This window comes from Stenotrophomonas sp. STEN008 (assembly GCF_056760435.1).
This window is the reverse complement of the sequence record NZ_JBRRET010000016.1, coordinates 51,887-77,539: the sequence shown is the minus strand read 5'-3', so window position 1 is coordinate 77,539 and position 25,653 is coordinate 51,887. Positions and strand designations below refer to the sequence as shown.

General features: G+C 68.7%; 24 protein-coding genes. 6 read left to right on the top strand and 18 right to left on the bottom strand.

Annotated features, from left to right (window positions below; translation table 11 throughout):
• Positions 1-37: 37 nt before the first annotated feature.
• The 9 genes from ACVOME_RS10025 to ACVOME_RS09985 form a co-directional block, all read right to left on the bottom strand.
• Positions 38-1,336, bottom strand: coding sequence for a DUF58 domain-containing protein (locus ACVOME_RS10025; protein WP_065174310.1), 1,299 nt, complete (start codon positions 1,334-1,336; stop codon positions 38-40).
• Positions 1,333-2,319, bottom strand: a complete 987-nt coding sequence (locus ACVOME_RS10020; protein ID WP_065181460.1) for an AAA family ATPase — start codon at positions 2,317-2,319, stop codon at positions 1,333-1,335. Before ACVOME_RS10020 ends, ACVOME_RS10025 begins: the two co-directional genes overlap by 4 nt.
• Complete coding sequence (locus tag ACVOME_RS10015) at positions 2,316-3,500, bottom strand: DUF4350 domain-containing protein (protein WP_481505044.1); 1,185 nt, start codon at positions 3,498-3,500, stop codon at positions 2,316-2,318. Before ACVOME_RS10015 ends, ACVOME_RS10020 begins: the two co-directional genes overlap by 4 nt.
• Complete coding sequence (locus ACVOME_RS10010; RefSeq protein WP_053517978.1) at positions 3,497-5,086, bottom strand: DUF4129 domain-containing protein; 1,590 nt, start codon at positions 5,084-5,086, stop codon at positions 3,497-3,499. Before ACVOME_RS10010 ends, ACVOME_RS10015 begins: the two co-directional genes overlap by 4 nt.
• Entirely contained in the window at positions 5,076-6,068 is a 993-nt protein-coding gene (locus tag ACVOME_RS10005) for a stage II sporulation protein M (RefSeq protein ID WP_197572683.1), read from the bottom strand. The genes ACVOME_RS10010 and ACVOME_RS10005 overlap by 11 nt, the downstream gene beginning before the upstream one ends.
• Positions 6,065-6,754 carry an RDD family protein gene (locus ACVOME_RS10000; protein ID WP_053517981.1) on the bottom strand — a complete coding sequence of 230 codons (690 nt, stop codon included), beginning with the start codon at positions 6,752-6,754 and terminating at the stop codon, positions 6,065-6,067. Before ACVOME_RS10000 ends, ACVOME_RS10005 begins: the two co-directional genes overlap by 4 nt.
• A 122-nt stretch (positions 6,755-6,876) precedes the next feature.
• Complete coding sequence (locus ACVOME_RS09995; RefSeq protein WP_053517982.1) at positions 6,877-7,407, bottom strand: gamma carbonic anhydrase family protein; 531 nt, start codon at positions 7,405-7,407, stop codon at positions 6,877-6,879.
• Positions 7,408-7,497: 90 nt separating this feature from the next.
• A complete protein-coding gene (gene mnmG / locus ACVOME_RS09990; protein ID WP_164150510.1) occupies positions 7,498-9,387 on the bottom strand; it encodes a tRNA uridine-5-carboxymethylaminomethyl(34) synthesis enzyme MnmG in 1,890 nt (629 codons plus the stop codon).
• A 490-nt stretch (positions 9,388-9,877) separates the two neighbouring features.
• Positions 9,878-10,330: a hypothetical protein gene (locus ACVOME_RS09985; RefSeq protein ID WP_481505043.1), complete on the bottom strand. Its 453-nt coding sequence runs from the start codon at positions 10,328-10,330 to the stop codon at positions 9,878-9,880.
• A 156-nt stretch (positions 10,331-10,486) separates the two neighbouring features.
• On the opposite strand from ACVOME_RS09985, the gene ACVOME_RS09980 reads away from it, so the two are divergent.
• Positions 10,487-11,449 (top strand): pyridoxal-phosphate dependent enzyme, encoded by a 963-nt coding sequence (locus tag ACVOME_RS09980; protein ID WP_065174314.1) that lies wholly within the window; start codon positions 10,487-10,489, stop codon positions 11,447-11,449.
• Positions 11,446-12,078 (top strand): YdcF family protein, encoded by a 633-nt coding sequence (locus ACVOME_RS09975; protein WP_111187213.1) that lies wholly within the window; start codon positions 11,446-11,448, stop codon positions 12,076-12,078. Before ACVOME_RS09980 ends, ACVOME_RS09975 begins: the two co-directional genes overlap by 4 nt.
• Before the next feature lie 63 nt (positions 12,079-12,141).
• On the opposite strand, the gene bioC is transcribed toward ACVOME_RS09975, so the two are convergent.
• From bioC to bioB, 5 genes are all read right to left on the bottom strand, one after another.
• The gene (gene bioC, locus ACVOME_RS09970; RefSeq protein WP_053517990.1) at positions 12,142-13,026 is read right to left on the bottom strand and encodes a malonyl-ACP O-methyltransferase BioC; all 885 of its coding nucleotides are present in this window, start codon (positions 13,024-13,026) and stop codon (positions 12,142-12,144) included.
• Between the two features lie 11 nt (positions 13,027-13,037).
• On the bottom strand, positions 13,038-13,817 hold the full coding sequence (locus tag ACVOME_RS09965) for an SDR family oxidoreductase (RefSeq protein ID WP_461289907.1): 780 nt from the start codon (positions 13,815-13,817) through the stop codon (positions 13,038-13,040).
• A gap of 29 nt (positions 13,818-13,846) precedes the next feature.
• Positions 13,847-14,626: a pimeloyl-ACP methyl ester esterase BioH gene (gene bioH, locus ACVOME_RS09960; protein WP_197571070.1), complete on the bottom strand. Its 780-nt coding sequence runs from the start codon at positions 14,624-14,626 to the stop codon at positions 13,847-13,849.
• 18 nt (positions 14,627-14,644) lie between these two features.
• Positions 14,645-15,868 (bottom strand): 8-amino-7-oxononanoate synthase, encoded by a 1,224-nt coding sequence (gene bioF / locus ACVOME_RS09955; RefSeq protein WP_481505042.1) that lies wholly within the window; start codon positions 15,866-15,868, stop codon positions 14,645-14,647.
• Between the two features lie 67 nt (positions 15,869-15,935).
• Positions 15,936-16,979 (bottom strand): biotin synthase BioB, encoded by a 1,044-nt coding sequence (gene bioB / locus ACVOME_RS09950; RefSeq protein WP_346475372.1) that lies wholly within the window; start codon positions 16,977-16,979, stop codon positions 15,936-15,938.
• A 204-nt stretch (positions 16,980-17,183) separates the two neighbouring features.
• On the opposite strand from bioB, the gene ACVOME_RS09945 reads away from it, so the two are divergent.
• The 4 genes from ACVOME_RS09945 to ACVOME_RS09930 all read left to right on the top strand — a co-directional run bounded on the left by ACVOME_RS09945 (position 17,184) and on the right by ACVOME_RS09930 (position 20,494).
• Complete coding sequence (locus ACVOME_RS09945) at positions 17,184-18,524, top strand: chloride channel protein (RefSeq protein ID WP_065174319.1); 1,341 nt, start codon at positions 17,184-17,186, stop codon at positions 18,522-18,524.
• A gap of 182 nt (positions 18,525-18,706) precedes the next feature.
• Entirely contained in the window at positions 18,707-19,402 is a 696-nt protein-coding gene (locus tag ACVOME_RS09940) for a ComF family protein (protein WP_065174320.1), read from the top strand.
• Positions 19,403-19,460: 58 nt separating this feature from the next.
• Positions 19,461-20,012 (top strand): HdeD family acid-resistance protein, encoded by a 552-nt coding sequence (locus tag ACVOME_RS09935; protein ID WP_065174321.1) that lies wholly within the window; start codon positions 19,461-19,463, stop codon positions 20,010-20,012.
• A complete protein-coding gene (locus tag ACVOME_RS09930) occupies positions 20,009-20,494 on the top strand; it encodes a SecDF P1 head subdomain-containing protein (protein ID WP_065174322.1) in 486 nt (161 codons plus the stop codon). Before ACVOME_RS09935 ends, ACVOME_RS09930 begins: the two co-directional genes overlap by 4 nt.
• Positions 20,495-20,501: 7 nt before the next feature.
• Here ACVOME_RS09930 and ACVOME_RS09925 read toward each other — a convergent pair whose 3' ends face one another.
• The 4 genes from ACVOME_RS09925 to ACVOME_RS09910 form a co-directional block, all read right to left on the bottom strand.
• Positions 20,502-22,289, bottom strand: a complete 1,788-nt coding sequence (locus ACVOME_RS09925; protein WP_065174323.1) for an MFS transporter — start codon at positions 22,287-22,289, stop codon at positions 20,502-20,504.
• A 102-nt stretch (positions 22,290-22,391) separates the two neighbouring features.
• On the bottom strand, positions 22,392-23,507 hold the full coding sequence (locus tag ACVOME_RS09920) for an N-acetylglucosamine-6-phosphate deacetylase (RefSeq protein WP_481505041.1): 1,116 nt from the start codon (positions 23,505-23,507) through the stop codon (positions 22,392-22,394).
• Entirely contained in the window at positions 23,504-24,397 is an 894-nt protein-coding gene (locus tag ACVOME_RS09915; RefSeq protein WP_346475376.1) for a DeoR family transcriptional regulator, read from the bottom strand. Before ACVOME_RS09915 ends, ACVOME_RS09920 begins: the two co-directional genes overlap by 4 nt.
• Positions 24,315-25,649, bottom strand: coding sequence for a D-tagatose-bisphosphate aldolase, class II, non-catalytic subunit (locus ACVOME_RS09910; RefSeq protein WP_253119160.1), 1,335 nt, complete (start codon positions 25,647-25,649; stop codon positions 24,315-24,317). The genes ACVOME_RS09915 and ACVOME_RS09910 overlap by 83 nt, the downstream gene beginning before the upstream one ends.
• Between the last annotated feature and the right edge of the window lie 4 nt (positions 25,650-25,653).

The following is a 25,653-nucleotide window of genomic DNA, read 5'->3' as shown; positions in this document are numbered from 1 at the left end:
GTGCGGTGATCCGCCGGGCATGGCCCGGCGCTACCGGTCAGAGCAGGCCTTCGCGCTTCACGGCCAGGTAGCGTTCCACCAGCGCGGCCGGCAGGGCATCGGCGGTCACGTCCAGAACCATTACCTTCTCGCTGCGCAGTGCTTCGTGCGCCTTCGCGCGCTGCTGCAGGTACAGCGCCGCGGCGCCGGCCTGCGCGGCGTCCTCCAGCGTATGCACCTCGCCTTCGAGCGCGCCGTCCAGCTCGTGCTCGCGTAGGCTGGCCACGCACACCAGGTGGCGGCGCTGCAGCAGGCGCACCGCGGCCAGGAGGTCCTCGATGTCTTCGTCGCGCACGTTGCTGACCAGCATCACCAGCGCACGGCGTCGCTGGCGCAGGGATACTTCGGTGGCGGCGGCCAGGTAATCGGTGGCCACCGGCTGCGGCTGCAGGTCGTAGCTGGCCCGCAGCAGATGCTCGACGGTGCCCATGCCGCGCTGTGGCTGCACCCACCGACGCTCGCCGCCGACGGCGAACAGGCCAGCCGCATCGCCCTGCCGCAACGCCAGATAGGCGACCACCAGCGAGGCGTTCAAGGCATGGTCGAAGTGCGAGAGTCCGCCTTCGCTGGCCAGCATGCGGCGGCCACTGTCGAGCATCAGCAGCAACTGCTGGTTCTTCTCGTCCTGGTACTCGCGGGAGATCAGCTTGCGTGCGCGGGCGGTGGCCTTCCAGTCGAGCTGGCGCAGGCTGTCGCCGACGCGGTACTCGCGCATCTGGTGGAAGTCAGTGCCCTCACCACGCCGGCGTTTCACGTGGGCGCCCACCAGGCGTGAGGCCTGATCGGCGCTGAACAGCGCGAAGCGGGTCAGCGGCACGAAGTTCGGATAGACGCGGACGTCCAGCAGAGGGGGCAGGGTGCGCTGCTGCCACCACAGGCGCCATGGCGAGCGGATGCGCAGCTGCACGCCCTCGAAGCGGAAGCGTCCGCGCTGCTGCGGCTGCAGGGTGTAGTGCAGCGCGCAGGCATGCCCGGGACGCAGCTGCACGCGCTGGGGTAGCGACTCCAGCGGCCAGCCACCCGGCACCAGATCGAATACCTGCACCCGCATCGGCTCTGTGGTCTGCAGGCGCAGGCCCACCTCGCGGCGCACGCCCAGGGCCAGCGCTTCGGGCAGCTCGCGCTGCACCTGTGGCGACGGTCGCCGGGCCTGCCGCCACAGGTCCAGCAACGCCAGCGTACCGATCACCGTGGCGACCAGTGCCCAGCTCCAGCGCGGCAACGCGCCGGCCAGCACCACGCCTCCCAGCGCAGCCCAGGCCAGCAGCAGGACCAGCAGCAGCGGCGCAGGCCTCATCGGCGCGGTGCTTCCACCTTGGCCAGCAGCGCACCCAGCACATCGTCGGCGTCCTGGCCTTCGATCTGCAGTTCCGGTGCCAGCGCGATACGGTGGCGCAGCGCCGGACGCGCGATGTCGCGCACGTCATCGGGGGTGACGAAGTCACGACCGGCCAGCACGGCCTGCGCGCGCGCAGCACGCACCAGTGCGATGCTGCCGCGCGGTCCAGCGCCCACGGCGATACCGGGCCATTGCCGGGTGGCGGCGACGATGCGCACGGCGTAGTCGATCACCTCGTCATCGACGGTGATCGCGGCCGTGGCCTGCTGCAGCTGCAGCAGTTCTCCGGCGCCCAGTACGCGCGGCACCCGGCTCAGATCGAAATCGCTGGCGGCGCGGCCACGGGTGATGTCCGTGACCATGCGTTTCTCGTCCTCCAGCTGCGGATAGTCGATCAGCACCTTCAACAGGAAGCGATCCAGCTGCGCTTCCGGCAGCGGGTAGGTGCCTTCCTGTTCCAGCGGGTTCTGCGTGGCCAGGGCCATGAACGGGGGCGCCAGGGTGAACGCCTTGCCTTCGATGGTCACCTGGCCCTCCTGCATCACTTCCAGCAGTGCGGACTGGGTCTTGGCCGGTGCCCGGTTGATCTCGTCGGCCAGCAGCAGGTTGGTGAACACCGGCCCGCGACGGATCTTGAAGCTCTCGCTCTTCGGATCGTAGACGGCGTGGCCGCTGACATCGCTGGGCATCAGGTCCGGCGTGAACTGCACGCGGCCATAGTCCAGTTCCAGTGCCTGCGCCAGTGCGCGCACCAGCAGTGTCTTGCCCAGTCCGGGCACGCCTTCGATCAGGACATGGCCGCCAGCCAGAAGGGCAACGAGGATCTGGTCAAGCACGTCGGCCTGGCCGATGAAGGCGTGGCCGACGGCCTGGCGGATGGCGTCGACGCGTTCGATCAGGCGGGCATTGGCGGCCGCCGGACGTTCGGGGACTTCGGTCATAGCAGGGATCTCATCTGGAGCAGCAAGCGGATGCGCTCGCGCAGGGCGGAGGAATCGTGCGGCGGAGGCGGAGTCAGGGCACTGGCAACGCGGCTGCGCGGCCACTGCAGCATTTCGGCGATGGCCTGTTCGCGTGGCGCGCCTTCCAGCGCAGCAGCGAGTGGCGCGCGCAGGCGCAGGCGATGCACGAACAGGGCATGCACGGCCTGGTACAGGCGCACGCCCTGGCCGAAGCGCAGCAGTAGTTCGCCGCTGGCGCGCACATGTTCCAGCAGCGAGCGGCGCTCGATCACGGGCGATGGCAACAGGCTGCCGAACCGCTGCGAGCGCGCCCACAGCCAGGCCAGCAGTGCCATCAGCAGCGGTACCCACAGCGGCCAGCCCTGGTAGAACAGGCGCACCCACAGTGACGGCGGACGACTGGCATAGACCAGCCACATGGCGCCCTTGCCGTAATTGGGATCGAGCAGGTAGCGGGTCAGATCGCGGTGGGAACGGTCGTGTAGGCCGTCGCTGGTCTGGCCCTTGGCTGCGGCCATCCGCGCGGCCTGCGACTCCACTTCGCTGCGCATGAAATCCATGTCCGCCAGCACGCTCACCCGGCCCTGGCCGTGACGCAGGCGCGCGAACACCAGGTCGTGCCCGCTGCCCCACCGGCGTTCGGTCCGCGCCTCGGCGGCGAAGCCTAGCGTGAAGCGGCGGCCCTGGCAGAATTCCACGTGGCCGGGATCGTCCTGGACATGGAAGGGCTGGCAGTCGCTGCGCTGGTAAAGGCTGTCCACGCCGAGTGCATCCAGCAGCGGCCCCTGCGTACTGCCGGCATCGTCCTCGGCCGGCGGCGGCGTGCGCAGCAGCAGATGGCCACCGCCGTCGACCCACGCCAACAGCGCCCTGGCGGCCGGCGCCGGCAGCTCGCTGCTGTCCTGCAGCAGCACCACCGTGTCCTGCGGCCCCAGCGCCATCTGCTGCAGGTCCAGCCGCGGCCGCGCATGCACCTCGATGCCATCGGCGCGCAGCGCCTGCCCGAGCACGTACAGCGGGTTGTAACGGGCCTCGCCCTGCGGTGGCAGCGTGACCGTTTCGGTGACCCGCTCATGGGTACGCATGAACAGGATCGCCAGTGGCACGCCGAGCAGCAGCAGCGTCCCCAGCAACAGTGACCAGAACAGGCGCGGGTTCATGCCTGCCACCCGTACTGCTGGCGCAGGGTCGTGGCCAGCGCATCGAAATCGCCGCGGCTGGGCAGGTGACCACCGTAGGCGGCGTATTGCCACATCCGCACGATGCGCGCGAACAGTTCACGGTCGACGCTGTCGGGCATGCGTCGCGAGGCACGCAGGCACTGCGATTCGGTGGCGCCCGGAGGCAGTGCGATGCCGGCACGCTCGCTGACCGTGCGCACGCTGGCCCGGTACAACAGGGCCAGCGCCTGGCGCGGCCGGCCCTGGTCCCACAGCAGACCAGCCTGGGTCGCCACGTCCGGCGGCAGCACCACCGGCAGCTCGACCTGTTCCTCGACCACGTGCGGCGCCGCTGCGGCCCGGCGGCGGCCCGAGCCGCGCAGCCACGGCAGCCACAACCGTGCAGTCAGCACCAGCACCAGAAGGAGAGCACCGAGCAGGCCCCACAGGCCCCATTCGGCCAATCGCGCCAGCCAGGCGATGCTGCTGCTGCGCGACGTGCGTTGGCTCTGGCTGCTGCCGTCGCGTTCCAGTTCCTTGCGTGCGTCCTTTTTCTCTTCCGCCTCTTCGATCGCTTTCCACTGCGTGACCTGGCGGGTCGGGCGCTGCAATGGATCCTCGTAGGCGCGGCTCACGGCCTGGCGGAAGCCCGCGGTATCCACCGGGGTGTCGCCGAAGATCATGGCGGGTGTATCGCCGGGGTTGATCTGCGGTGCCCGGCGCGCGTCGCTCTTGCGGTTGCTCGATGCGTCACCCTCCTGCGCGTGCACCGGCATGGAGGTGAGCGGCAGTGCCAGGCACAGCAGCAGCGCCAGCGACGAGGCAACCGGCAGCAGGCGTTCGCGCAGCCGGCGCAGGGCGATCTCCACGTCCCAGGCTTCCATCTGCGTACGTCGATTCAAGTACAGGCCGAACCCGGCGCCGACGTAGAACGGCCCGATCAGCACGGAGGCCAGCCAGCAGGCCAGATTGAATCCCAGCTTCGCCCAGGCGGGCGTGTCCTTGCCGATCATGTCCCAGGCCGCGCGCCAGGAATCGGAGAGCAGCTCGAACGGGATGAACATGAACACCGCGCCGATCGCGCCTGCGACCAGTACGCCCTCGAACACCATGCAGGCTACGGTCAGCACCAGCGCCGGACCCGCCGCGCCGGCGGCGACCGCGCGCCGGCGCGGGCCACGCTGTTCGGCGGTGTTGCCCTCCAGCAGGTTGACCGGCAGGCACAGGCTGCGCAGCACGCTGAAGCGACGCCAGCCCAGGTAGCCCCAGAAACCACGGTTGCCCCACTGCCGCTGTGCCCGCAGGGCGGCCAGGGCGGTGACCGGCTCGCCGAACACACCGCGTGACAGCACATACAGCGGCGCGCGTTCGAACACGGGCTTGCACCACCACATCAGCAGCCAGGCCAGGCCAAATGCGTCCAGCCACCAGCCCAGTGCGTTGGCGATCACGAACAGTGGTGCGCTGGCCAGCAGCCAGCTGCCCCACACCGCACGCGCATGCCGGCGGGTCAGCGCGCTGCCCAGCTCCATCGCTTCCCAGCCGCTGCGTGCGCGCAGCACGACGTCCAGGCGATCAATGCGCATCGCCGCCTCCGCGTCCGCCACGCCACAACCACAGCAGCACGCCGGCCCACAGCACCCCGGCCACACTGAACTTGCCCCACGCCGGCACTTCGGCAATGGACGACCAGAACGCCTCCACGAACGCCGCGACCAGCAGCATGAAGGCCACGCCCAGGCACAGCCGGGCACCGATGCGGCCACCTTCGACCAGTGCGTCCAGGCGGCTGCGGCGTCCGGGCGCCAGGAGCTTCATGCCCAGCTGCAGACCGGCGCCGCCTGCGATGACGATGGCGGTGAGCTCGAATGCACCGTGGCCGACCACGAAGCGCCAGAAGGGATCACCATGGCCGATGTGCTGCAGGTGGCCGGCCACCGCGCCGATGATGACGCCGTTGAACAACAGCACCAGCAGCGTGCCCAGCCCGGCCAGCAGGCCACTGGCGAAAGTGCGCAGGGCGATGCTGATGTTGTTCATGATGTAGTGGCCGAACATCATCCAGTCAGTACCGCTGTCGCGGCCCAGGCGTTCGGCAGCCGGGTCGTACATGCGTTCCATTTCGGCGATCTGGCGGTTGTCCATCACCTGGTGGATCAGGTCCGGGTACAGCTGCACCAGCACGAAGCAGCCCACCGCCGGCAGCGCGAACATCGCCAGGGCGGCCCACATGCTGCGTGCCTGGCTGCGCACCAGCAGCGGGAAATCGGCCACCAGGAATTCAAGCGCGCGCCGCCAGCGCGTGGGAGGCGTCCGGTACAGCACGCTGTGGCCCTGCTGCATCAGCTGTTGCAGGCGCTGCACCAGCTGCGGGCTGTAGCCCCGCTCACGGGCCAGTGCCAGCTGCTGGCACAGCCGCCGGTAACGCTGTGGAAACGCAGTGTCGTCCAGCGTGGTGGCCGCGGGCTGGCGGCGGCGACGGCGGGAGGCGCCGGCACGCATCAGCAGCCACTGCTCCAGGTCCAGCCATTCCTGCTGATGGCGGGCGACGAACTGTTCCTGCTTCATCGCCGTCCCAGCAACCAGTTGGCCATCGCATACAGGCGCAGCACGCCGACCTGGCCATGGGTGCCGGTCAATGGTTCGGCGATGGCGGCCAGTTCCTGCTGGCGGAGCGGTGCCAGCCGCGGGGCACGCTCGGCGAAGGCCAGCAGCGCCGCCTGTTCCTCCGGCCGCAGCGGCTGCGGCGGCGCCAGCACGCTGTCGATGGTGGCCGGCGGCGGCAGGTACAGCGCCGGCGCGTGCACCACCACGGTGCCGGCGACCAGATCGCCCAGGCGGCGGCCGTGCGCGTCGAACAGGCTGCTGAGCAGGCCCAGCGCGTAGGCGAACGGCAGCATGTCGACGGTCCGCAGCAGGTTGCGGGTGATCGCCGCCATCCAGCCCACCGGCGCGCCATCACGGGCCAGCACGCGCAGGCCCAGCGCGCGCTTGCCCGGGGTGCGGCCCCACAGCGCCTCGCAGACGATCGGATACGCCCAGTACACCAGGAACATCAGGGCCAGGTAGAGGCCGGTGCCGAATTCCTTCAACAGTGCCAGCGGGATCGACAGCGCGGCAAGAATCGCGAAACGAATGGCCAGATCGACCAGCCAGGCCAGCGCACGTGGCACCGGACCGGCGGCCGGCAGCTGCAGCGGCACGCCTTCCGGCGTCACCACCTCGCGGTAGGTGTCGAGCATCGGTGCGGCCATCAGAGCGACGGCCTTCGTTGTTGGCGCTGGAGTCCTCTCCGGCTGGCAACCACAGGCATGGGGGTCTCGACAGTTCCTGGTCGGGCCCAGACTTTAGCAGAGCGCGCCGGCAGTCGAGGGCCTCAGCCCAGGTATTCGTCCTTCAGCCGGACGTAGTGGTCGGCCGAGTAATGCAGCGACTCGATCTCCCTGTCGCTCAGCATGCGCGCCGGCCGGGCGGGATTGCCCAGCCAGAGTTCGCCTTCGCCGACCACCTTGCCCGGACCCACCACTGCACCAGCACCGACGAAGCCGTGGCGCTCCACGCGCGCGCCATCGAGGATGCAGGCGCCCATTCCGATCAGGCTGTAATCGCCGATGCTGCAGGCATGGATGATGCAGCCGTGGCCGACTGTCACGCCTTCGCCGATCAGGGTCGGATGGCCGGCCTTGTTGTACGGGCTGTGATGGCTGACGTGGATGATGGTGCCGTCCTGCACGTTGGTGCGGGCGCCGATGCGGACGAAATTGACGTCGCCACGGATGACGGTACCCGGCCAGATCGAAACATCGTCGGCAAGCTCCACGTCACCAATGAGGGTACACGCCGGGTCGACGTATACGCGTGCGCCGAGCACCGGCATCTTGTCGCGGAAAGGGCGCAGCGGGGTCATCGGTGTCTCCGGAAATCAGGGCGATCGCGACGATGATACGCGGGCCGCTGCGCTCGCCGGGCATGGCCCGGCGCCACCGTCGATGCTGCGTTACGCCACGCGTCCGCGCCGTGCACGCTCCAGGTGCACCAGCAGCAGCGAGATCGCGGCCGGCGTCATGCCGGGGATGCGCTGCGCCTGGCCAATGGTCTGCGGACGCACACGTTCCAGCTTCTGCAGCACTTCGGCCGACAGGCCACGCACGCTGGCGTAGTCGAAGCCTTCAGCGATCGGCGTGGCTTCGTGCCGCTGCTGGCGCGCGATCTCGTCGCGCTGGCGGTCCAGGTAGCCGGCGTATTTCACGCCGATCTCGACCTGCTCGGCCACCTTGCCATCGGCCACTGCCGGGCCGAGCGAGGGCACCTGCATCAGCTGCGCGTAATCCAGCTCGGGGCGCTTGATCAGGTCGAGCACATTGGTTTCGCGGCTGACAGTCACCCCCAGCGTGTCCTGCACTTCGCGGCCCAGGGCATTGGCCGGGGTCGCCCACAGCGCCCCCAGCCGCGCACGTTCGGCGGCTACGGCAGCTTGCTTGGCCTCGAACGCCATCCAGCGCCGATCATCGACCAGTCCCATGTCGCGGCCAACCGGAGTCAGGCGCTGGTCGGCGTTGTCCTCGCGCAGCTGCAGCCGGTACTCGGCGCGGCTGGTGAACATGCGGTACGGCTCGTTGGTGCCGTGGGTGATCAGATCATCCACCAGCACGCCCAGATACGCTTCGTCGCGGCGCGGGCACCAGCCATCCAGGCCGCGCACCTGGCGGGCCGCATTGAGGCCGGCCAGCAGGCCCTGCGCGGCCGCCTCTTCATAACCGGTGGTGCCGTTGATCTGGCCAGCGAAGAACAGGCCGTTGACCAGCTTGGTTTCCAGCGAAGCCTTCAACCCGCGCGGATCGAAGAAGTCGTACTCGATGGCGTAGCCCGGGCGGGTGATGTGCGCGTTCTGGAAGCCCCGGATGCTGCGCACCATCTCCAGCTGCACGTCGAACGGCAGCGAGGTGGAGATGCCGTTGGGATAGATCTCGACGATGCCCAGCCCCTCAGGCTCGACGAAGATCTGGTGGCTGGCCTTTTCGGCGAAGCGCACCACCTTGTCCTCGATGGAGGGGCAGTAACGCGGGCCGATGCCTTCGATCTGGCCGCTGTACAGCGGCGAGCGGTGCAGGGCGTCACGGATGATCTGGTGGGTCTGCTCGGTGGTATGGGTGATCCAGCAGCTGACCTGCTGCGGATGTTCGTCCACCGAGCCGAGGAAGGACATCACCGGCCGCGGCGTGTCACCGGGCTGCTCGTCCATCACGCCGTAATCCAGCGAGCGGCCGTCGATGCGCGGTGGCGTGCCGGTCTTCAGGCGGTCGACCTGGAACGGGCGCTCGCGCAGGCGTGCGGCCAGCGTGGTGGCCGGCGGATCGCCCATGCGGCCGGCGGCGTACTGGGTCGGACCGACGTGGATCTTGCCGGCCAGGAAGGTGCCGGCGGTCAGCACCACCGCCTCCGCATCGAAGCGCAGGCCGGTCTGGGTGATGACGCCGCGCACGGCGTCGCCCTCGATGACCAGATCATCGACGGCCGCCTGGAACACGGTCAGGTTGGCCTGGCCCTCGACGAGGGCGCGGATCGCCATGCGGTACAGGTTGCGGTCGGCCTGGCAGCGGGTGGCGCGCACCGCCGGACCCTTGGAGGCATTGAGCGTGCGCCACTGGATGCCGGCGCGGTCGGCGGCATGCGCCATCGCCCCGCCAAGGGCGTCGATCTCCTTGACCAGATGGCCCTTGCCGATACCGCCGATGGCCGGATTGCAGCTCATCGCGCCCACCGTTTCGATGTTGTGGGTCAGCAGGAGGGTGCGCACGCCGGTGCGGGCCGCGGCCAGCGCGGCCTCGGTGCCGGCGTGGCCACCGCCGATGACGATGACGTCGTAACGATGGAAGGAGTGGGTCATGGGGGCGGAGTCGATGGGGGCGGGCGCGGCCGGAGGCGGTGCCGGGGTGGCGATTTTAGCGCCATTCGGCAGGGCGACGCCCGGAGAAGCCAGGGCCGGACGAAATTGACCCTAAAGTTGGCAGGATTTTTGCAGATAACCCAATAGCACCCATCGTGGCTGGCGCCGAAGGCGCCCGTGACCGGAATTGGAACAGGGGCCGGTACAGGCGCACGATGGGGGAGCAGAGGGCCGGCAGTCGGGGGACTGTCCGGCCCTGTTTTTCTTCGCGGAAGGCATCCGCAAAAACAGACGGCCCCGCATTGCGGGGCCGTCTGCCTTCAGAGGTGCCGACATCCGACAGGGCCGGAACAGGGGGGATCCAGATGTTCCTGTCGGATATCGACGTAGAGCTTTCCGCGACGGCCCATACCGCTTCTTGTCACTTTGTGACGCGGGCCGTCACAACCGCTTTAGATTGCCGCTTGGACCGTGTGAAATGCAAGACGGTTCAGCGCTCAAGTGTGCGCTGCGTCGCACGATCCATGTTGCGCCAGGGGGAACCGTTCATCCTGGGCGCACTCGGTGCCGGGCGCTGCACGCTCGGCTGCGGCGGGCGTCGCATCGAGTCCATGTTCCGCCACGGTGAACCACCATTGTTCTCGCGCGGCGGACGCGGCGGACGGTTCTCGCCATTGCCCGGCGGGCGCGGTGGCGGGCGGTGATTGTGCGGTGGACGATAGATCGGACGCGAGTAATACGGGTAGCCATAGCCGCCGTAATAGCCGCCATAGCCTCCGTAGTACGGGCCGTAGTTGTAGGGATAGCCGGCGGGGTAGCGGTACTCCACCGACGGCGCACCGTGGTAGTAGCTGCCGCTGCGGCCACCGCCGACATAGTCGTAGGTGGTGCAGCCGGTCAGGGCCAGCAACAGGCCACCGGCAAGCATCAGGCGCGTTTTCATGTGGGTCCCCCCAGAACGGGTGTGCAGTCAGCTTCGGGCGTGGGCATTGAATCGGCCCTTAATTCCACCACCCAGGATGAATGGCGGCGAAGGCCTGCATGCTGGCATGACCCGTGCCGGGGTCGCCAGCACGAGGGCATACGTTAATCTTGCGTCATGAGCGATTCACTGTTGCCCCGTGCCGAAGATGTCCTGGCTGCCGCCGCGAGGATCGCGCCGCACGCAAGTGTGACGCCGGTGCTGCGCTCGCGCACCCTCGACACGCTTGCCGGCGCACGCCTGGCCTTCAAGGCCGAGCACCTGCAGCGGGGCGGCGCGTTCAAGTTCCGGGGCGCCTGCAACGCCGTCTGGTCGCTGTCGGACGAGCGCGCCGCACGAGGTGTGGTCACCCATTCATCGGGAAATCATGGCGCGGCCCTGGCGCTGGCGGCACGGACGCGGGGCATTCCCTGCCATGTGGTGGTGCCCGAGGGCGCTGTCGCCGCCAAGCTGGCCAACATCGCGCGCCATGGAGCCACGCTCTGGCGTTGCGCGCCGACCATTGCCGAGCGTGAGGCCACCTGCGCCAGGGTGCAGGCCGACACCGGTGCAACCCTGGTGCACCCGTATGCCGATCCGGCGGTGATGGCAGGGCAGGGCACCGCTGCGCTGGAACTGCTGCACAGCGACGGGCCGTTCGACGTGCTAGTGGTGCCAGTGGGCGGTGGTGGCCTGGCCAGCGGTACTGCGCTGGCGCTGCAGCTGGCCGGCCCGCAGACCCGGCTGGTGCTGGCCGAACCGGCTGGTGCCGACGATACCGCCCGCTCGCTGGCCGCTGGCGAGCGGCAGGGCGCGTTCACCCCCGATACCGTCTGCGATGGCCTGCGCACCCTGATCGGTGCGCCCAACTTCGCGCTGCTGCGTGCTGCCGGGGCGGAGGTCATCGTGGTCGACGACGCCGCCACCCTGGCGGCGATGCGCCTGCTGTGGGAGGTGCTCAAGCAGGTGGTTGAACCGTCTTCGGCGACGGTGCTGGCGGCGGTGCTGTCCCAGCCGGAACGGTTTGCCGGGCAGCGGGTGGGCCTGGTGCTGTCCGGTGGCAACGTCGATCTTCCCGCCCTGCGCTGGGGCATGCCTTGAGCCGCGGCCGGCACCGCGAGCGTACCGGCCTGTTCGGTTGGGCGTGGCGGCTGTTCGTGCTGCTGGTGATCTGGCTGCTGGGCGTGACCGCATGGATCGTCTGGGTGGGAGAGCGCGATCAGGCCGCCCAGGCCGATGCGATCATCGTGCTCGGTGCGGCCGCCTATGACGCCAAGCCGTCGCCGGTCTTCGAGGAGCGCATCCGTCATGGCCTGGACCTGTACGAGGCCCGGTATGCACCGCTGCTGATCTTCACCGGAGGATATGGCGGCAGCGGTGCCCGCTTCTCCGAATCGCAGGTGGCGCGGCGCTATGCGCTCAAGCACGGCGTTCCGGACGACGCGATCCTGATTGAAACCGCCTCGCGCAACACCGTGCAGAATCTGATCGAGGCCAAGCGGCTGATGGACCAGCGCAACCTGCACCGGGTGATCATCGTCAGCGATCCGCTGCACATGGCACGCGCGCTGCGCCTGAGCCGGGCGCTGGGCATCGATGCGCTGGCGTCATCGACGCCGAGCACCCGCTTCCGCAGCTTCCACACCAGCTGGCGTTTCCTGCTGCAGGAAATCTATTTCTTCCATCGCGATCTGGTGCGGCCACCGCTGAGTTCGCCGGCCAATACCTGAGCGGCTGCCGCCTGCCTTGGGTGGGTGCCGACCTTGGTCGGCGCATCACCCGTGATCGATCGATCAGGTCTGCTTGCGGCGGATCGGAATGGCCGACACCGGTACCGAGGCCACGTCGTGGCCGCCTTCGCGGATCGGCGCGCCCGGGTCCGGTGCCCAGGCATGGGCATAGATCACTTCCCAACTGCTGGGCAGCGTGCCATCGGCACGGCGCATCGGCTCGTAGGCGGCCGCCGCAGCGGCGAAGCGCCCGCGGCCGGTCAGCGTATGCCGACGGTCCACCCGCGCATTGGTCGCGCCCATCGCCCGCAGTTCGCGCATCAAGGCGGGCAGATCCTCGTAGGTCAGGGTGAACAGGTCGCGGTCCAGCACGGGGTCGCGGAAGCCGGCCATCATCAGCGCGTCGCCGAACTGTGCGATCTGCGCGAAACGGCTGACGTGCGGGCGATCATCGGCAGCAGCGAACGCTTCGTTGAGCTCGATCAGGGTTTCCGGCCCGAAAGTCGAGCACAACAGCAGGCCGCCGGGCTTGAGCACGCGGCGGAAGCCGGCGAACACTGCAGGCAGATCGTCCACCCATTGCAGGCAGAGATTGCTGAAGATCACATCCACACTGTTGTCGGCCAGCGGCAACGCCGCCGCATCGGCGCACAGGCGCTGGAAGGGCTTCCACCACCCGGCCTGGCGCCTGGCCTGATCGAGCATCGGCAGGGCGATATCCAGCGCGATCACCTGGGCCTTCGGCCAGCGCTTCTTCATCAGTGCGCTGGCATGGCCGGTACCGGCACCGATGTCCAGCACCACCTCGGGCCTGCGTGCCTCCAGGTAGTCCAGCGATTCCACCAGCCGTGACTGCACTTCGCGCTGCAGGGCAGCGGCGGCGTCGTAGCTGCTGGCGGCGCGGGAGAACGCACGGCGCACATGGCGGGGATCGAAGTGGGACGGCATTGCAGGATCTCTCAGAACGTACCGGGGTAGGCGCCGCCATCGATCAGCAGGTTCTGCCCGGTGATGTAGCCGGCCTGTGCGCTGCACAGGAAAGCGCAGGACGCGCCGAATTCGTCGGCGGTGCCGAAGCGGCCGGCGGGGATCTGCTGGCGGCGGCGCTCGGCGATCTCTCCGGCATCGCCATCCTTGCCCGCGCTGTGGGCGAAGTTGGCGCGCAGGCGATCGGTGTCGAACTGGCCAGGCAGCAGATTGTTGAGGGTGACGTTGTGGGCGACCGTGCGCCGCGACAGACCGGCGACGAAGCCGGTCAAGCCACTGCGCGCGCCGTTGGACAACGCCAGGGTATCGATCGGCGCCTTCACCGCCGACGAGGTGATGTTGACGATACGGCCGAAGCCGCGTTCGATCATCGCGTCCACGGTGGCGCGGATCAGCGCGATCGGGGCCAGCATGTTGGCGTCCAGTGCAGCGATCCAGTCGTCACGCTCGAAGCTGCGGAAATCGCCCGGCGGCGGCCCGCCCGCGTTGTTGACCAGGATGTCCACCTGCGGGCAGGCGGCCAACGCAGCGGCACGTCCGGCTTCTGTGCTGACGTCGGCAGCGACCGCGTGCACCTCGCCGGCGCCGGGCAGTGCGCGCAGATGCTCGGCGGCGGCCTGCAGGGCTGCCTCGCCGCGCGCAACGATCACCACGTTCACGCCTTCGCGCGCCAGGGCGCGCGCGCATCCCAGGCCCAGCCCCTTGCTTGCACCGCAGACCAGGGCCCAGCGGCCCTTGATACCCAGATCCATGCGTCAGCCCTGCGCAGTTCGAAGGAACGTCATTGTCCGTCATCCGCCGGTGTCAGGCCGGCAACGAAGCGTTGCAGGACGGCGGCCACTTCGTCGGCGTGGCCGAGGAAGGGGGCGTGGCCGCCGTGAGCGATGGTCAGCGCCTGTCCGCCGGGCGCGAGCGCCGCTGCAGCCTGTATGGCGGCCGGTGGCACCAGCCTGTCGCGTTGACCGGCGATCCACAGGCTGGGCTTGCCCAGTGCCGGCAGGGCGCCGCGCAGGTCGGTGCTTTCCAGCAGCTGCAGACCCTCCCGCAGGGCGCGTGCGGTCGGTGCACCGCGTTCCACCAGGCGCTGGCGCAGGGTGCGCAGTTCCTCGCGGGCGTGCGCCGAACCCATTACATCCAGGGCCAGGAATCGTTCCAGCGTGCCACCGAAATCGCCGGCCAGCTCACGGCCGAACTGCTCGAACACGGCCGGCTCCACCGCATGCGGCCAGTCGTCGCCGCGCACGAAGCGGGGCGTGGCAGCGATCATCGCCAGTCCCCGCACTTTCGGCAGGGTCGCCGCGGCATGCAGTGCGAACAGCCCGCCCAGCGACCACCCGCACCACACCGCCGGTGGCGTGGCGGCGGCGATCGCGTTGACCACGAAGGGCAGGCGCAACGGCGTAGCGTCCTCGCGGCTGTGGCCGTGTCCGGGAAGATCGACCAGGTGCAGGGTGAACTGCTGCGCCAGGCGCTGGACCAGCGGCGCGAACACACCGCCCTGCAGGGCCCAGCCGTGGATCAGTACCAGGTCCGGCCCCTGGCCGGCGACTTCGATATGCATGCGGGAACCAGCCGAACCTCAAGCCAGGGCCGGCAACGGCGGTGGCGCGGCCTCGCGCGGCGTGACCGAGAGGCGATCACGCGCGCTGGCGATGGCCTCGACCAGCCCCCGCACCTGGTCTGCCGTGTGCAGGGCAGAGAGGGTGACGCGCAGGCGCGCCTTGCCCTCTGGAACGGTCGGCGGGCGAATCGCTCCGACCAGCCATCCCGCCTGCTCCAGCGCCTTGGACAGCGCCAGTGCGGTGTGGTCATCGCCGCACAGCAGGGGCTGGATCGGTGTCTCCGATGCCATCAGGTCCAGCCCGTGGCGGCGCGCTTCGCCGCGGAACAGTGCGATCAGGTCGACCAGCTTGGTGCGGCGCCAGTTGTCGCGGCGTGCCAGGCGCACTGCTTCCAGTGCCGCCGCCGCCAGCGCCGGCGGCATCGCGGTGGTGTAGATGTAGGGGCGGGCGGTCTCGGCCAGATGCTCGATCAGGTCTTCGCGGCCCAGCACCACCGCGCCGGCACTGCCCAGCGCCTTGCCCAGGGTGACCAGTTGCAACGGCACGTCGTTCACGCCCAGACCGGCGGCCGCCACCGTGCCCCGGCCATCGCCGACCACGCCAACACCATGTGCATCGTCCACATAGAACAGTGCCTGCTGCAGGCGCGCGACCAGTGACAGTGCGCGCAGCGGCGCGACGTCGCCGTCCATGCTGAAGACACCATCGGTGGCCAGCATCGCTGCGCCATCGGCTGCGTGCCTGAGCTGGCGCATGGCCCCTTCCGCATCCAGGTGCGGGTAGCGGCGCAGACGCGCACCGGCCAGCCGCGTGGCATCGAGCAGACTGGCGTGATTGAGCTTGTCCTGCACGCAGACGTCGTTCTCTTCGCTCAGCAGCGCCTGCTGCACCGCCAGGTTGGCGGCAAAACCGCTGCCGAACAGCAGTGCGCGCGGGTAGCCCAGCCACTCGGCCATTTCGCGTTCCAGAGCATCGTGCATCGCGTGGTGGCCGCAGACCAGGTGCGATGCGCCGGCCCCGGCGCCTTCGCGGGCGGCCGCGTCCTGCAATGCATTGACCACGCTGAACTGCTGGGCCAGGCCCAGATAGTCGTTGCTGCAGAAGCCGGTCAGCCAGCGGCCTTCCACTTCCAGGCAGACGCCATCGCGACGGCTGACCGTGCGCCGTGGGCGGCGACGACCTTGGGCATCGCGCAGCGCGCGCTGGTCCTGGATGCGGGCGGTGAGGTCGGGGCGGGCCATGGCGGCGGGAGGCGGCGACGGGGCGGCTAGGGTAGCGCGTTGCCGCGACGCCTGCTCGGGCCCCGTCTCAGGCTGCGTGAGCGCAGCCGCAGCCGGGTGCATCGCTGCCGATATCGGCATGCACGGTACCGCCGTGGTCGTGGCCCTCGGCGTCCACCTGCACCGCCATCGGCTGCAGGCCCAGCCGCGCGAACAATGCCAGATCGCGTTCGCTTTCCGGGTTGCCGGTGGTCAGCAGCCTGTCGCCATAGAAGATGGAGTTGGCGCCGGCCAGGAAGCACAGCGCCTGCAGTTCGTCGCTCATCGCCTCGCGGCCGGCCGACAGGCGCACCATCGAACGCGGCATGGCAATGCGTGCCACCGCGATCATGCGCACGAACTCGAACGGGTCCAGTTCGGCACTGCCGTGCAGCGGCGTACCGGCCACCTGCACCAGTCTGTTGATCGGCACCGAATCCGGATGGGCCGGCAGCGTGGCCAGGGCCAGCAGCAGGCCCACGCGCTGCGCCCGCGTCTCGCCCATGCCGACGATGCCGCCGCAGCAGGTCTTCAGGCCTGCATCCCGCACGTGTTCCAGCGTGTCCAGGCGGTCCTGGTACTGGCGGGTCTGGATGATCGAGTCGTAGTAGTCCGGCGCGGTATCGAGATTGTGGTTGTAGTAGTCCAGGCCGGCGTCCTTCAGTGCCCGTGCCTGGTCGCCACTGAGCATGCCCAGCGTGGCGCAGGTTTCCAGGCCCAGTGCCTTCACCCCTGCGATCATCGCCGCCACTTTCGGGATGTCGCGATCCTTTGGCGACCGCCAGGCCGCGCCCATGCAGAAGCGTGACGCACCGGCAGCCTTGGCCTGGCGCGCCTTGGCCAGCACCGCTTCGGTGTCCATCAGCTTCTGTGCGTTGACGCCGGTGCTGTAGCGCTGGGCCTGCGGACAATACGCGCAGTCCTCCGGGCAGCCGCCGGTCTTCACCGACAGCAGCGTGGAGACCTGCACCCGGGCGGGGTCGAAGTGCTCGCGATGGACCGCAGCGGCGCGGAACAACAGGTCGGGGAGGGGGAGTTCGAACAGCGCCTGCAGTTCATCGTGTTGCCAGTCGTGGCGGATGGCGGCGGCCATGGCAGGACCCTGGGTACGAGTGGAGCGAGGGCGGCAGTGTGGGTAGCGCTGATGCTTCTGTCAACCAATTACATTGATTTCTAGTTTACATTGCGACCCTCTGATCAGACTGGAGCGGATGGACCGCGTTTCACCGTTTCGTGCAAGGCAGCCGGCCACAGTAGCCACTGCCCTACGGAAGCGCTGGCGCGCAGACTCTGTCCCATGACCGATCTCCATCGACTTCGCGGCCGCATCAGCGCGCTGGTACTCAGTGAGGCCTGGCGCCGCCGCGCCGCACTCTGGGGCGGTGCCGTAGCCGTGGCGCTGGTGGCCATCCTGTTCGCCAAGGCCAGCGACGCGGCATTCCATCTGTTCCAGCGCATCACCACCCATTCGCCGTGGTGGGCGCTGCTGCTCACGCCAGGCATCTTCGCGCTGCTGGCATGGCTGACCAGCGGTGTACTGAAGCCTACCCGCGGCAGCGGCATTCCCCAGGTCATCGCTGCGCTGGACAAGCCGGATGCCTCGTTCCGCGCGACGAATCTTTCACCGGCGGTATCGGCCGGCAAGCTGCTGCTGACGTCACTGTCGTTGTTGGGCGGTGCTTCGGTCGGCCGCGAAGGTCCGACCGTGCACGTGGGTGCAAGCCTGATGTACCTGTTCGGTCGTTGGTTTGGTTTCAAGGACCCGCGTGAGCTGTCGCACTTCCTGCTGGCGGGCGGCGCCGCAGGCATCGCGGCAGCCTTCAATACCCCGTTGGCAGGCATCGTGTTCGCCATCGAGGAACTCAGCGGCCGCTTCGAGCACCGCTTCTCGGGCACGCTGCTGACGGCGGTGATCGTCGGTGGTGTGGTATCGCTGGGTCTGCTGGGCAACTACACCTACTTCGGCCATGTTTCGGCGCGGCTTCCGCTGGGCCAGGGCTGGCTGGCGATCCTGCTGTGCGGTGTGGTGGCGGGATTGCTGGGAGGACTGTTCGCGCGCGCCGTACTGGCGAGCGCGGCAGGCCGTCCGCGCTGGCTGGGGCAACTGCGCCAGCGCCATCCCGTGCTGTTGGCCGCCGGCTGCGGCCTGGTGGTGGTGGCGCTGGCGATGCTGTTTGGTGAAGGTGCGTTCGGCACCGGCTACGAACAGGCACGCAGTCTGGTGCAGGGTCACGCGCTGGTGGGTCATGAGTTCGGGCTGATGAAGCTGCTGGCCAACCTGGCCTCCTATGTGGCCGGTATCCCCGGGGGCCTGTTCTCGCCTGCGCTCGCGGTCGGTGCCGGGTTGGGCCACAACCTGGCCGTGCTGATGCCCGGCGTGGATCCACGCGCGTTCGTGCTGCTCGGCATGTGTGCGTATCTGACCGGCGTCACCCAGGCCCCACTGACCTCCGCCGTCATCTCGCTGGAACTGACGGACAGCGGTGACCTGCTGCTGCCGATTCTGGCCACGGTACTGATTGCCCGCGGGGTATCCGGTCTGGTGTGCCGGGTGCCGATCTATCGTGGCCTGGCCGAGCTGCTGATGGTGCCAGGCCCATCGGCCGATGCCACGTCCGTCGATCCCGGTCGAAAGTAGGTGATCCGCGTACGTGCCCGGCAGATGCTGCCAGGGAGAGGCGACCGGCAGCCACCCTGGCAGGCCATGCAGTAGGGGCATGGTGGGTCATGCCCGTCGGCACACGATGACGGGCATTTCACCGACCCATGTCTGGTCCGTCCGCCGATGGCGTCGCTGCCTGCCATGCGCGAGCCTGCGGCATGCGCATCGTCCACCGCATCGTCGCCGGGCCCCCGTTGCAACGGCTGCTGCGCCTGCTGATTCCACTACGCTGCCTGGTCTGCAATGACCCGGGTCACGACGAGCTGGATCTCTGTCCGGCCTGCTACGCCGGACTGCCGTGGTCGGGTCGCGCCTGCCTGCGCTGCGCGCTGCCGCTGCCGGATGCGGCCCTGATCGTCTGCGGCAGCTGCCGCGAGGAGGCACCACCGCAGCTGGCCACGCACGCGAGCCTGCTGTACCTGCCGCCGGTGGACCAGCTGCTGGTGCGCTACAAGTTCCATCAGGACCTGGCGGCCGGACGCCTGCTCGCGCAGCTGATGCAACGCGCGCCGCCGCCCTGGTCGTGCGCGCCGCTGGTGCCGGTGCCATTGCATGATCGGCGCCTGCGCCAGCGTGGTTACAACCAGGCCGCCGAACTATGCCGGTTGCTGCCGATGCCGGTCTGGCAGGGCCTGTACCGTCGCCGGCATACGGCACCACAGTCCGAACGCACGGCCGAACAGCGCAGGGACAACCTGTTCGACGCCTTCGATGCACATGCGCCGGTGCCGCCGCGGCTGACCGTGGTCGATGATGTGATGACCACCGGCAGCACCGTGATGGAAATCGCCGAGACACTACGCTGCGTGGGTGCCGCAGAGGTGCGCGTGTGGGTCTGCGCACGGGTTCCGTGATCGCCCTCTTCATCGCCAAGGGCTAGGATGAAGCCGATTCCGGATCGAAGGAGTGGTCATGAATTCCCCCTTTTCTCCCCTGTTGTCGGCGGTCGGTCGCAGCTGGTGGATCCTGCTGCTGTATGGCCTGGTCGCACTCGGCTTCGGCATCATCGCGATCGGCTGGCCGCTGTCGGCGGCGACGGCCCTGGCCTGGACGCTGGGCGTGATGGCCATCATCGAAGGTGTCATCAGCCTGTTCGCGCTGATCAGCGGTGGCAGCGGTGCCTCGCGTGGCTGGCTGGCGCTGTATGCCATCGCCTCGCTCGGTTTCGGCATTCTGGCGGTGATCAATCCGCTCGCCACCGCCAGTGTGCTGGTGCTGTTCCTGGCGGCGTGGCTGCTGGTGGCCGGCATCTATCGCATCGTGTACGCAATCCGCGTGCGCAGGCAGATCCAGGGCGAGTGGTTGCTGATACTCAGTGGTGTGCTGGCGGTGGTGCTGGGCCTGTTGTTTGCGGCCAATCCTTACGCGGGCGTGGCCGTGACCACGCTGTGGATCGGCATCGGCAGCCTGCTGTATGGGCTGCTGCAGGTGCTGGTGGCATTCAAGCTGAGGAAGCTGAAGTGAGGCCGGCGGGTTCGTTTCTGCTGGTCGCGGTGCTGGGCCTGGCCGGTTGCATGCCCGGCGCCACAGCGGATGCGCAGGCTGGCAGGGATCATCCGCCGCGTCCGGGCGTGGATGTGCGTCTGAGCGCAGTCGATGCTGCCGGCAATGGCACACCGGTGCAGTGGCAGGGTGAAACACTCGCGCTGCGCGAGCCGCCGATCGCCGGCAGTGCCGACATTGCCGATGTGCGTTACGTGCTGGACCAGAGCCAGCAGCCTGGCCTGCAGATCCGCTATCGCAAGGAGGCACACCAGCGCATCCACGATGGCACGGCCGCACTCGTGGGCCAGCGGGCGGCCCTCAGCGTGGATGGCCGCGTGCTGACGGTGGCGACGGTGGCTGGCCCGTTCGGCGAATCGATGATGTTGAGTGGCCTGCCCAGCGTGGCCGAGGCGCAGGAACTGGCATGGCACATCACCGGCCAGCGGGTGCCGGCGCCCTGAACCCTGCTCAGCGCTGCCTGGTCGCGAATCTGGCCTCGATTTCCTCCAGCGACCTGCCCTTGGTTTCCGGCAGCCAGAACGCAGCCACCAGGAAGAACACGAATGTGCATGCCGCCCAGAACAGGAACATGCTGGCGTAGCCATAGTGGCCCACGGTCGGCAGGAAGATCGCGGCGATGGTGGTGGACACGAACTGATTGATCAGCAGCGCGATGCTCATGCCATTGGAGCGGATCCGGTTGGGCATCAGCTCGGACAGTGCCAGCCATACGCAGACGCCAGGGCCCACCGCGAAGAAGGCAACGAACACGAGGATGCAGGCGGCCACCGCCCAGCCGTGGGCCGGCGTTGGCACCGGTCCGATCCGCGCCTGCTCGATGCGCAGCGGTGCGTGCGCTGCGCCGGCCGGGTCTGCGAACGGATTCAGGTGCAGGGTGCGGAAGAAGGCGCCGATGACGCTGTCCGGCTGCACGGTGCCGGCACGGTCGATGCGCAGCCCGCGATCGATCAGGTTGTCACTGCGAAGTGCGCGCACGTTGGTAAAATCGCCATAGGCGTAGGACACGGTCAGCTGCATCGGACGGCCTTCGCTGTCGATGCCGTCAGTGAGGCGTTGCCACTGTGCCTCGTCCAGTACCAGATGCAGGCCATCGCCGCTGGCTGCGGCCTGCAGCTGCGGCTGCACATCGGCGCGGCCGCGTTCGGCCTGGAAAAACAGGGTGGCGGCGGCCAGCAGCGCCACGCAGATACCGCCGCTGCCGAGCATCAGCAGGAACTTGCGGCCCTTGCGATCGACCAGCAGCAGCGCGACCACGGTCATCACCGCATTGAGCAGCTTGATCGCCACGTCGGCGCCATTGGCCACCGAACCGGACAGGCCCGCCTGGTTGAGGATGTTCACCGCATAGGCGAGCACCGAGTTGATGCCGGTGGCCTGGGTGCAGGCCAGGACCACGCAGGCCAGCACGAACGGCACCACGTAGCGGCGGCTGAGCAGCGGATCACGCCTGCCGTTCGTGCCACTGGATTCCGGTGCCTGGATGCGCGCGAGCGTGGGCTCGACCTCGGCGGCCGGCAGCACCCGCAGCAGGCTGCGACGGGCGTCGTCCACCCGACCACGGCGGACCAGCCAGCGCGGCGACTCCGACAGCCAGAAAATGCCGGCACAGAACACCAGGCCCGGCGTCAGGCAGCTCCAGAAGATGGTCCGCCACGCATGGTCCTTCACGGCGAACAGTTCCTGCGCCTGCTGTGCCAGCGGCAGCGAGCGCACGGTTTCGGCAGCGGCATCCACGGCCTGGGCGTGGTACAGGCCGATCAGCGCCGCCAGCACGAGTCCGATGGTCAGCAGCAGCTGGAACATCGCTGCACCCCGGCCACGCCGCTCCGGACTGAGCACCTCGGCCAGGTACAGGGGTACCACCACTCCGATCAGGCCGCCGCTGATGCCCTGCAGCAGTCGGCCCAGCAGCAGCGGCGTGTAGCCCGAAGCGAGCGCCATGATGGGAATGGAGGCGGTGAACAGAACGCCAGCCAGCAGCATCGCGCCGCGGCGTCCGATCAGGTCGGCCACCATGCCGGCAAACAGTGAGGACAGCACACTGCCCAGCAGAACGGCTGCAACGACGAATCCCAGCTGCTGGCTGCTGAGCTGCCAGGCCTGGCTGGCGGTCGCTTCCAGATAGGGCAGGGCACCGGCAATGATGCCGATATCGATGCCGTACAGCAGGCCGCCGAGGCCGCCGATGAAGAGCAGATAGCGTACGGGCCAGCGCGGAGCGGTGCTTGCAGTCATCGGCAGTTCCTGTGGTAGTGCCGGGCCCTGCCCGGCGGCGGTTCTTCGCAGATTGCGTTCTGTGGCGCCGCGCCATGCGTGGCTCTACGGCAGGGACGTTGCTCAGTGCAGCTCGACCACCCGGCCACCCACCACCACCTGCTGCAGGCGCAGCCCAGCGTCCAGCACCACCAGATCGGCGCGGGCGTCGGGCGCGATGCGACCGCGATCGCCCAGGCCCAGGTAGTCGGCCGGGAACGTGGAAACGCGATGCGAGGCGTCGGCCAGATCCAGGCCGACACGCACCAGGTTGCGCAGTGCCTGGTCCATGGTCAGCGCGCTGCCGGCCAGCGAACCGGTCGCCAGCCGCACGCAACCGCCACACTTGTGCACGCGCTGTTCGCCCAGCGCGTACTCGCCATCCGGCATGCCGGTGGCGGCCGTAGCGTCGGTCACCGCGTACAGGCGCGGAATCGCGCGCGCGGCCAGGCGGATCACGCCGGGATGGATGTGCTGCAGGTCGGGAATGATCTCGGCGTAACGTGCATGGGCGAGCGCCGCCGCCGCGATGCCCGGGCGATAGTGATCGACGCCGGTCATGCCGTTGAACAGATGGGTGAAGCCGGATGCACCCGCCTGCAGAGCGGCTACACCTTCTTCGTAAGTACCCGCGCTGTGGCCGAGCTGCACACGGATGCCCATCGCCGAAAGCGCAGGAATCAGCGCCGTGTGTTCGCCGATCTCCGGCGCCAGCGTCATCACCCGGATCGGTGCCAGCGCATGCAGCTGCTGCACCAGTGCCAGCGTCGCCTCGATCGTACGGTTGGGCTGTGCGCCCAGGCGCTGAGGGCTGATGAACGGCCCTTCCAGATGCACGCCGGCGATGCATGCGGCCTCGTCGTCCGGTGCTGCCATGGTGGCGGCCACGCCCTGCAGGGCGTACTCGATCTCGTCCAGGCCGGCGGTCATGGTGGTCGCCAGCAGGGTGGTGGTACCAAAGCGCAGGTGGGTGCGGGCGATGGTGCGGGCGACGTCGCCGCCCTGCATCAGGTCTACACCGGCAGCGCCGTGCACATGCAGATCGATGAAACCGGGAAGGATCACCTGCAGCTGCGGGTCATCACCGCCGCTGTGGTCGTCCACCTGCAGCTGGCGCACATGCGAGTCGAAGTGGACATGGCCACGTCGCCACCCCAGCGGGGTGAGGATGCGGCCATGCAGGGAACGGGTGTCGGTCATGCGGGCGGCTCGGCGATGATCACTTCGATGCCCAGCCGCTGCAGGCCCTCGCGGGTTGCGTCGTCGATGCCGGCGTCGGTGATGACGGTATGGATCTGATCCAGGCGGGCGATGCGATGCAGGCTGACACGGCCGAACTTGGAGGCGTCGGTCAGCACGACGATGCGCCGCGCGCGCTCGACCATGCGGTGGTTGAGGCGCGCTTCCGCCTCATCGTGGGTGGTCAGGCCGAACTGCAGGTCCAATCCGTCCACGCCCAGGAACAGGGTGTCGAAGCTGTAGGAGTTGAGGCTGGCTTCGGCCTGGCTGCCCTGCAGCGACAACGACTGCTGACGCAGCAGCCCGCCCGTCAGCAGCACATTGATGCCGGCAGCATTGGCCAGTTCCCACGCGATGTTCAGGCCATTGGTCATCACCGTCACATCGCGGCGGCCACGCAGATGGCGGGCCAGCGTCATGGTGGTCGAACCGGAGTCGATGATGATGTTGTCACCGGCCTGCACCAGGTTCGCCGCGCAGGCGCCGATGGACTCCTTCAGGGGCAGATTCAGCGCATCCTTTTCATGGATGTCCTGCTCCTGCGGAGGCGTGCGCACCAGATTGGCGCCACCGTGGGTGCGGTTGGCCAGGCCCTGCGACTCGAAGTGGGTCAGGTCGGCGCGGATCGTCACCGCGGACACGCCGAAGCGCTCGACCAGATCGGCCACCTGCACCGAGCCGTGCTCGATCAGCAGCTGCAGGATCTGTTGCCGGCGGGAGCGAGTGTTGCGCATGGCGGAGTCTCGGGTCTGCTGTGAGGGGTAGAGATTAGCCGTTCGCAGCAATGCCGGCAGCGGATCGTGTGTCCTGACCGCGCTTGCCTGCCTGGTTGGCACTGCAGGCGCGGGCATACTCGCCCAGGCACTGGCCGATGCGGTGCTGCACCAGGGCCGTCGGCGTGTTGGCCAGGCGGCCGTCACGCACGGCGCGGTACTGCTCCGGCAGGTACTGGCTCAGCAGCACCAACGGTGGCGTGTGCTGCTCCAGGTTGGAGAACAGCGTCTGCACGGCGCGCAGCAGTGCCGGCTCGCCCCAGTAGTAGCGGCAGCGGTCACTGAAGGAATAACTGCGCAACAGGCGCAGTGTCGCCTGGTCACCCTGGTAGTAGGGTTGCCAGTACTTCGGCTGCGCCACCATCACCTCCTCCAGCACCTGTGGCAGGCGCGAGCACTGCGCAGCCGGCAGCAGCGCCTGTTCGATCGCTGCCAACGCGAACAGCGCCTCACGATAGGCGAAGGTGGCGGCGGGGCCGACCTTGAGGATCGCGAAATGATCGCGGACCAGCGCATGCAGTCCGCTTTCGCGCTGGTAGTCGGTGGAGTGCGCCTCGAACACGATGCGCGGCTGCTGCTCGAGGAAGTCGGCCAGCGCATTGGCGGCGACCGGGTCGTACTCGTGCACGCTGCTGTGATCGAAGTCAACGCCCGGCTGCACCACCATCGCGATCACGCGCTGCCAGGCATCGCGCAGTTCGGGGGTATCGAATGCCTGCTGGTGGATGGCCAGGGTCTGCGCGGCGGCTGCCGGTGTGGTCACCTGCAGGCCGCCGGCCAGCGAGGCTTCGCCGCCGGGAACGGGCACTTCGGTGCCGATCACGTACACCGGCGCCGGCAGGCCGAGCCGGGCAGCCGTGCGCTCGGCGATCGTCGCCAGTTCCGACGAACGCGCGGCCACGGTGGCATCAGGCAGCGGCACCGGATCGTCGGCGCAGGACATGCTGCAGTCCAGATGGATCTTGTGGAAGCCGGCGGCCACGTAGGCTTCGATCAGCACGCGCGCGTGGGCCATCGCTTCGGCGGCGGGGCGCTTCTGCCAGGCGTTCGGACCGAGGTGGTCGCCGCCCAGGATCAGCCGCGTGCGCGGAAACCCTTCCTCATCTGCAAGCGTGCCGACATAGTCGCGGTACTGCGGCGGGGTCATGCCGGTGTAGCCGCCGAACTGGTCGACCTGGTTGGAGGTGGCTTCGACCAGCAGCACCGTGTCGTGTGCCAGTGCCACGTGCATGGCCGCGCGCAGCACCTGTTCGTTGCTGCAGCAGACGCTGTACAGGCCCACATTGTGGCCGGCGCGGTGGGAGGCAAGCAGGGTCTGCAACGGGGACATGGTC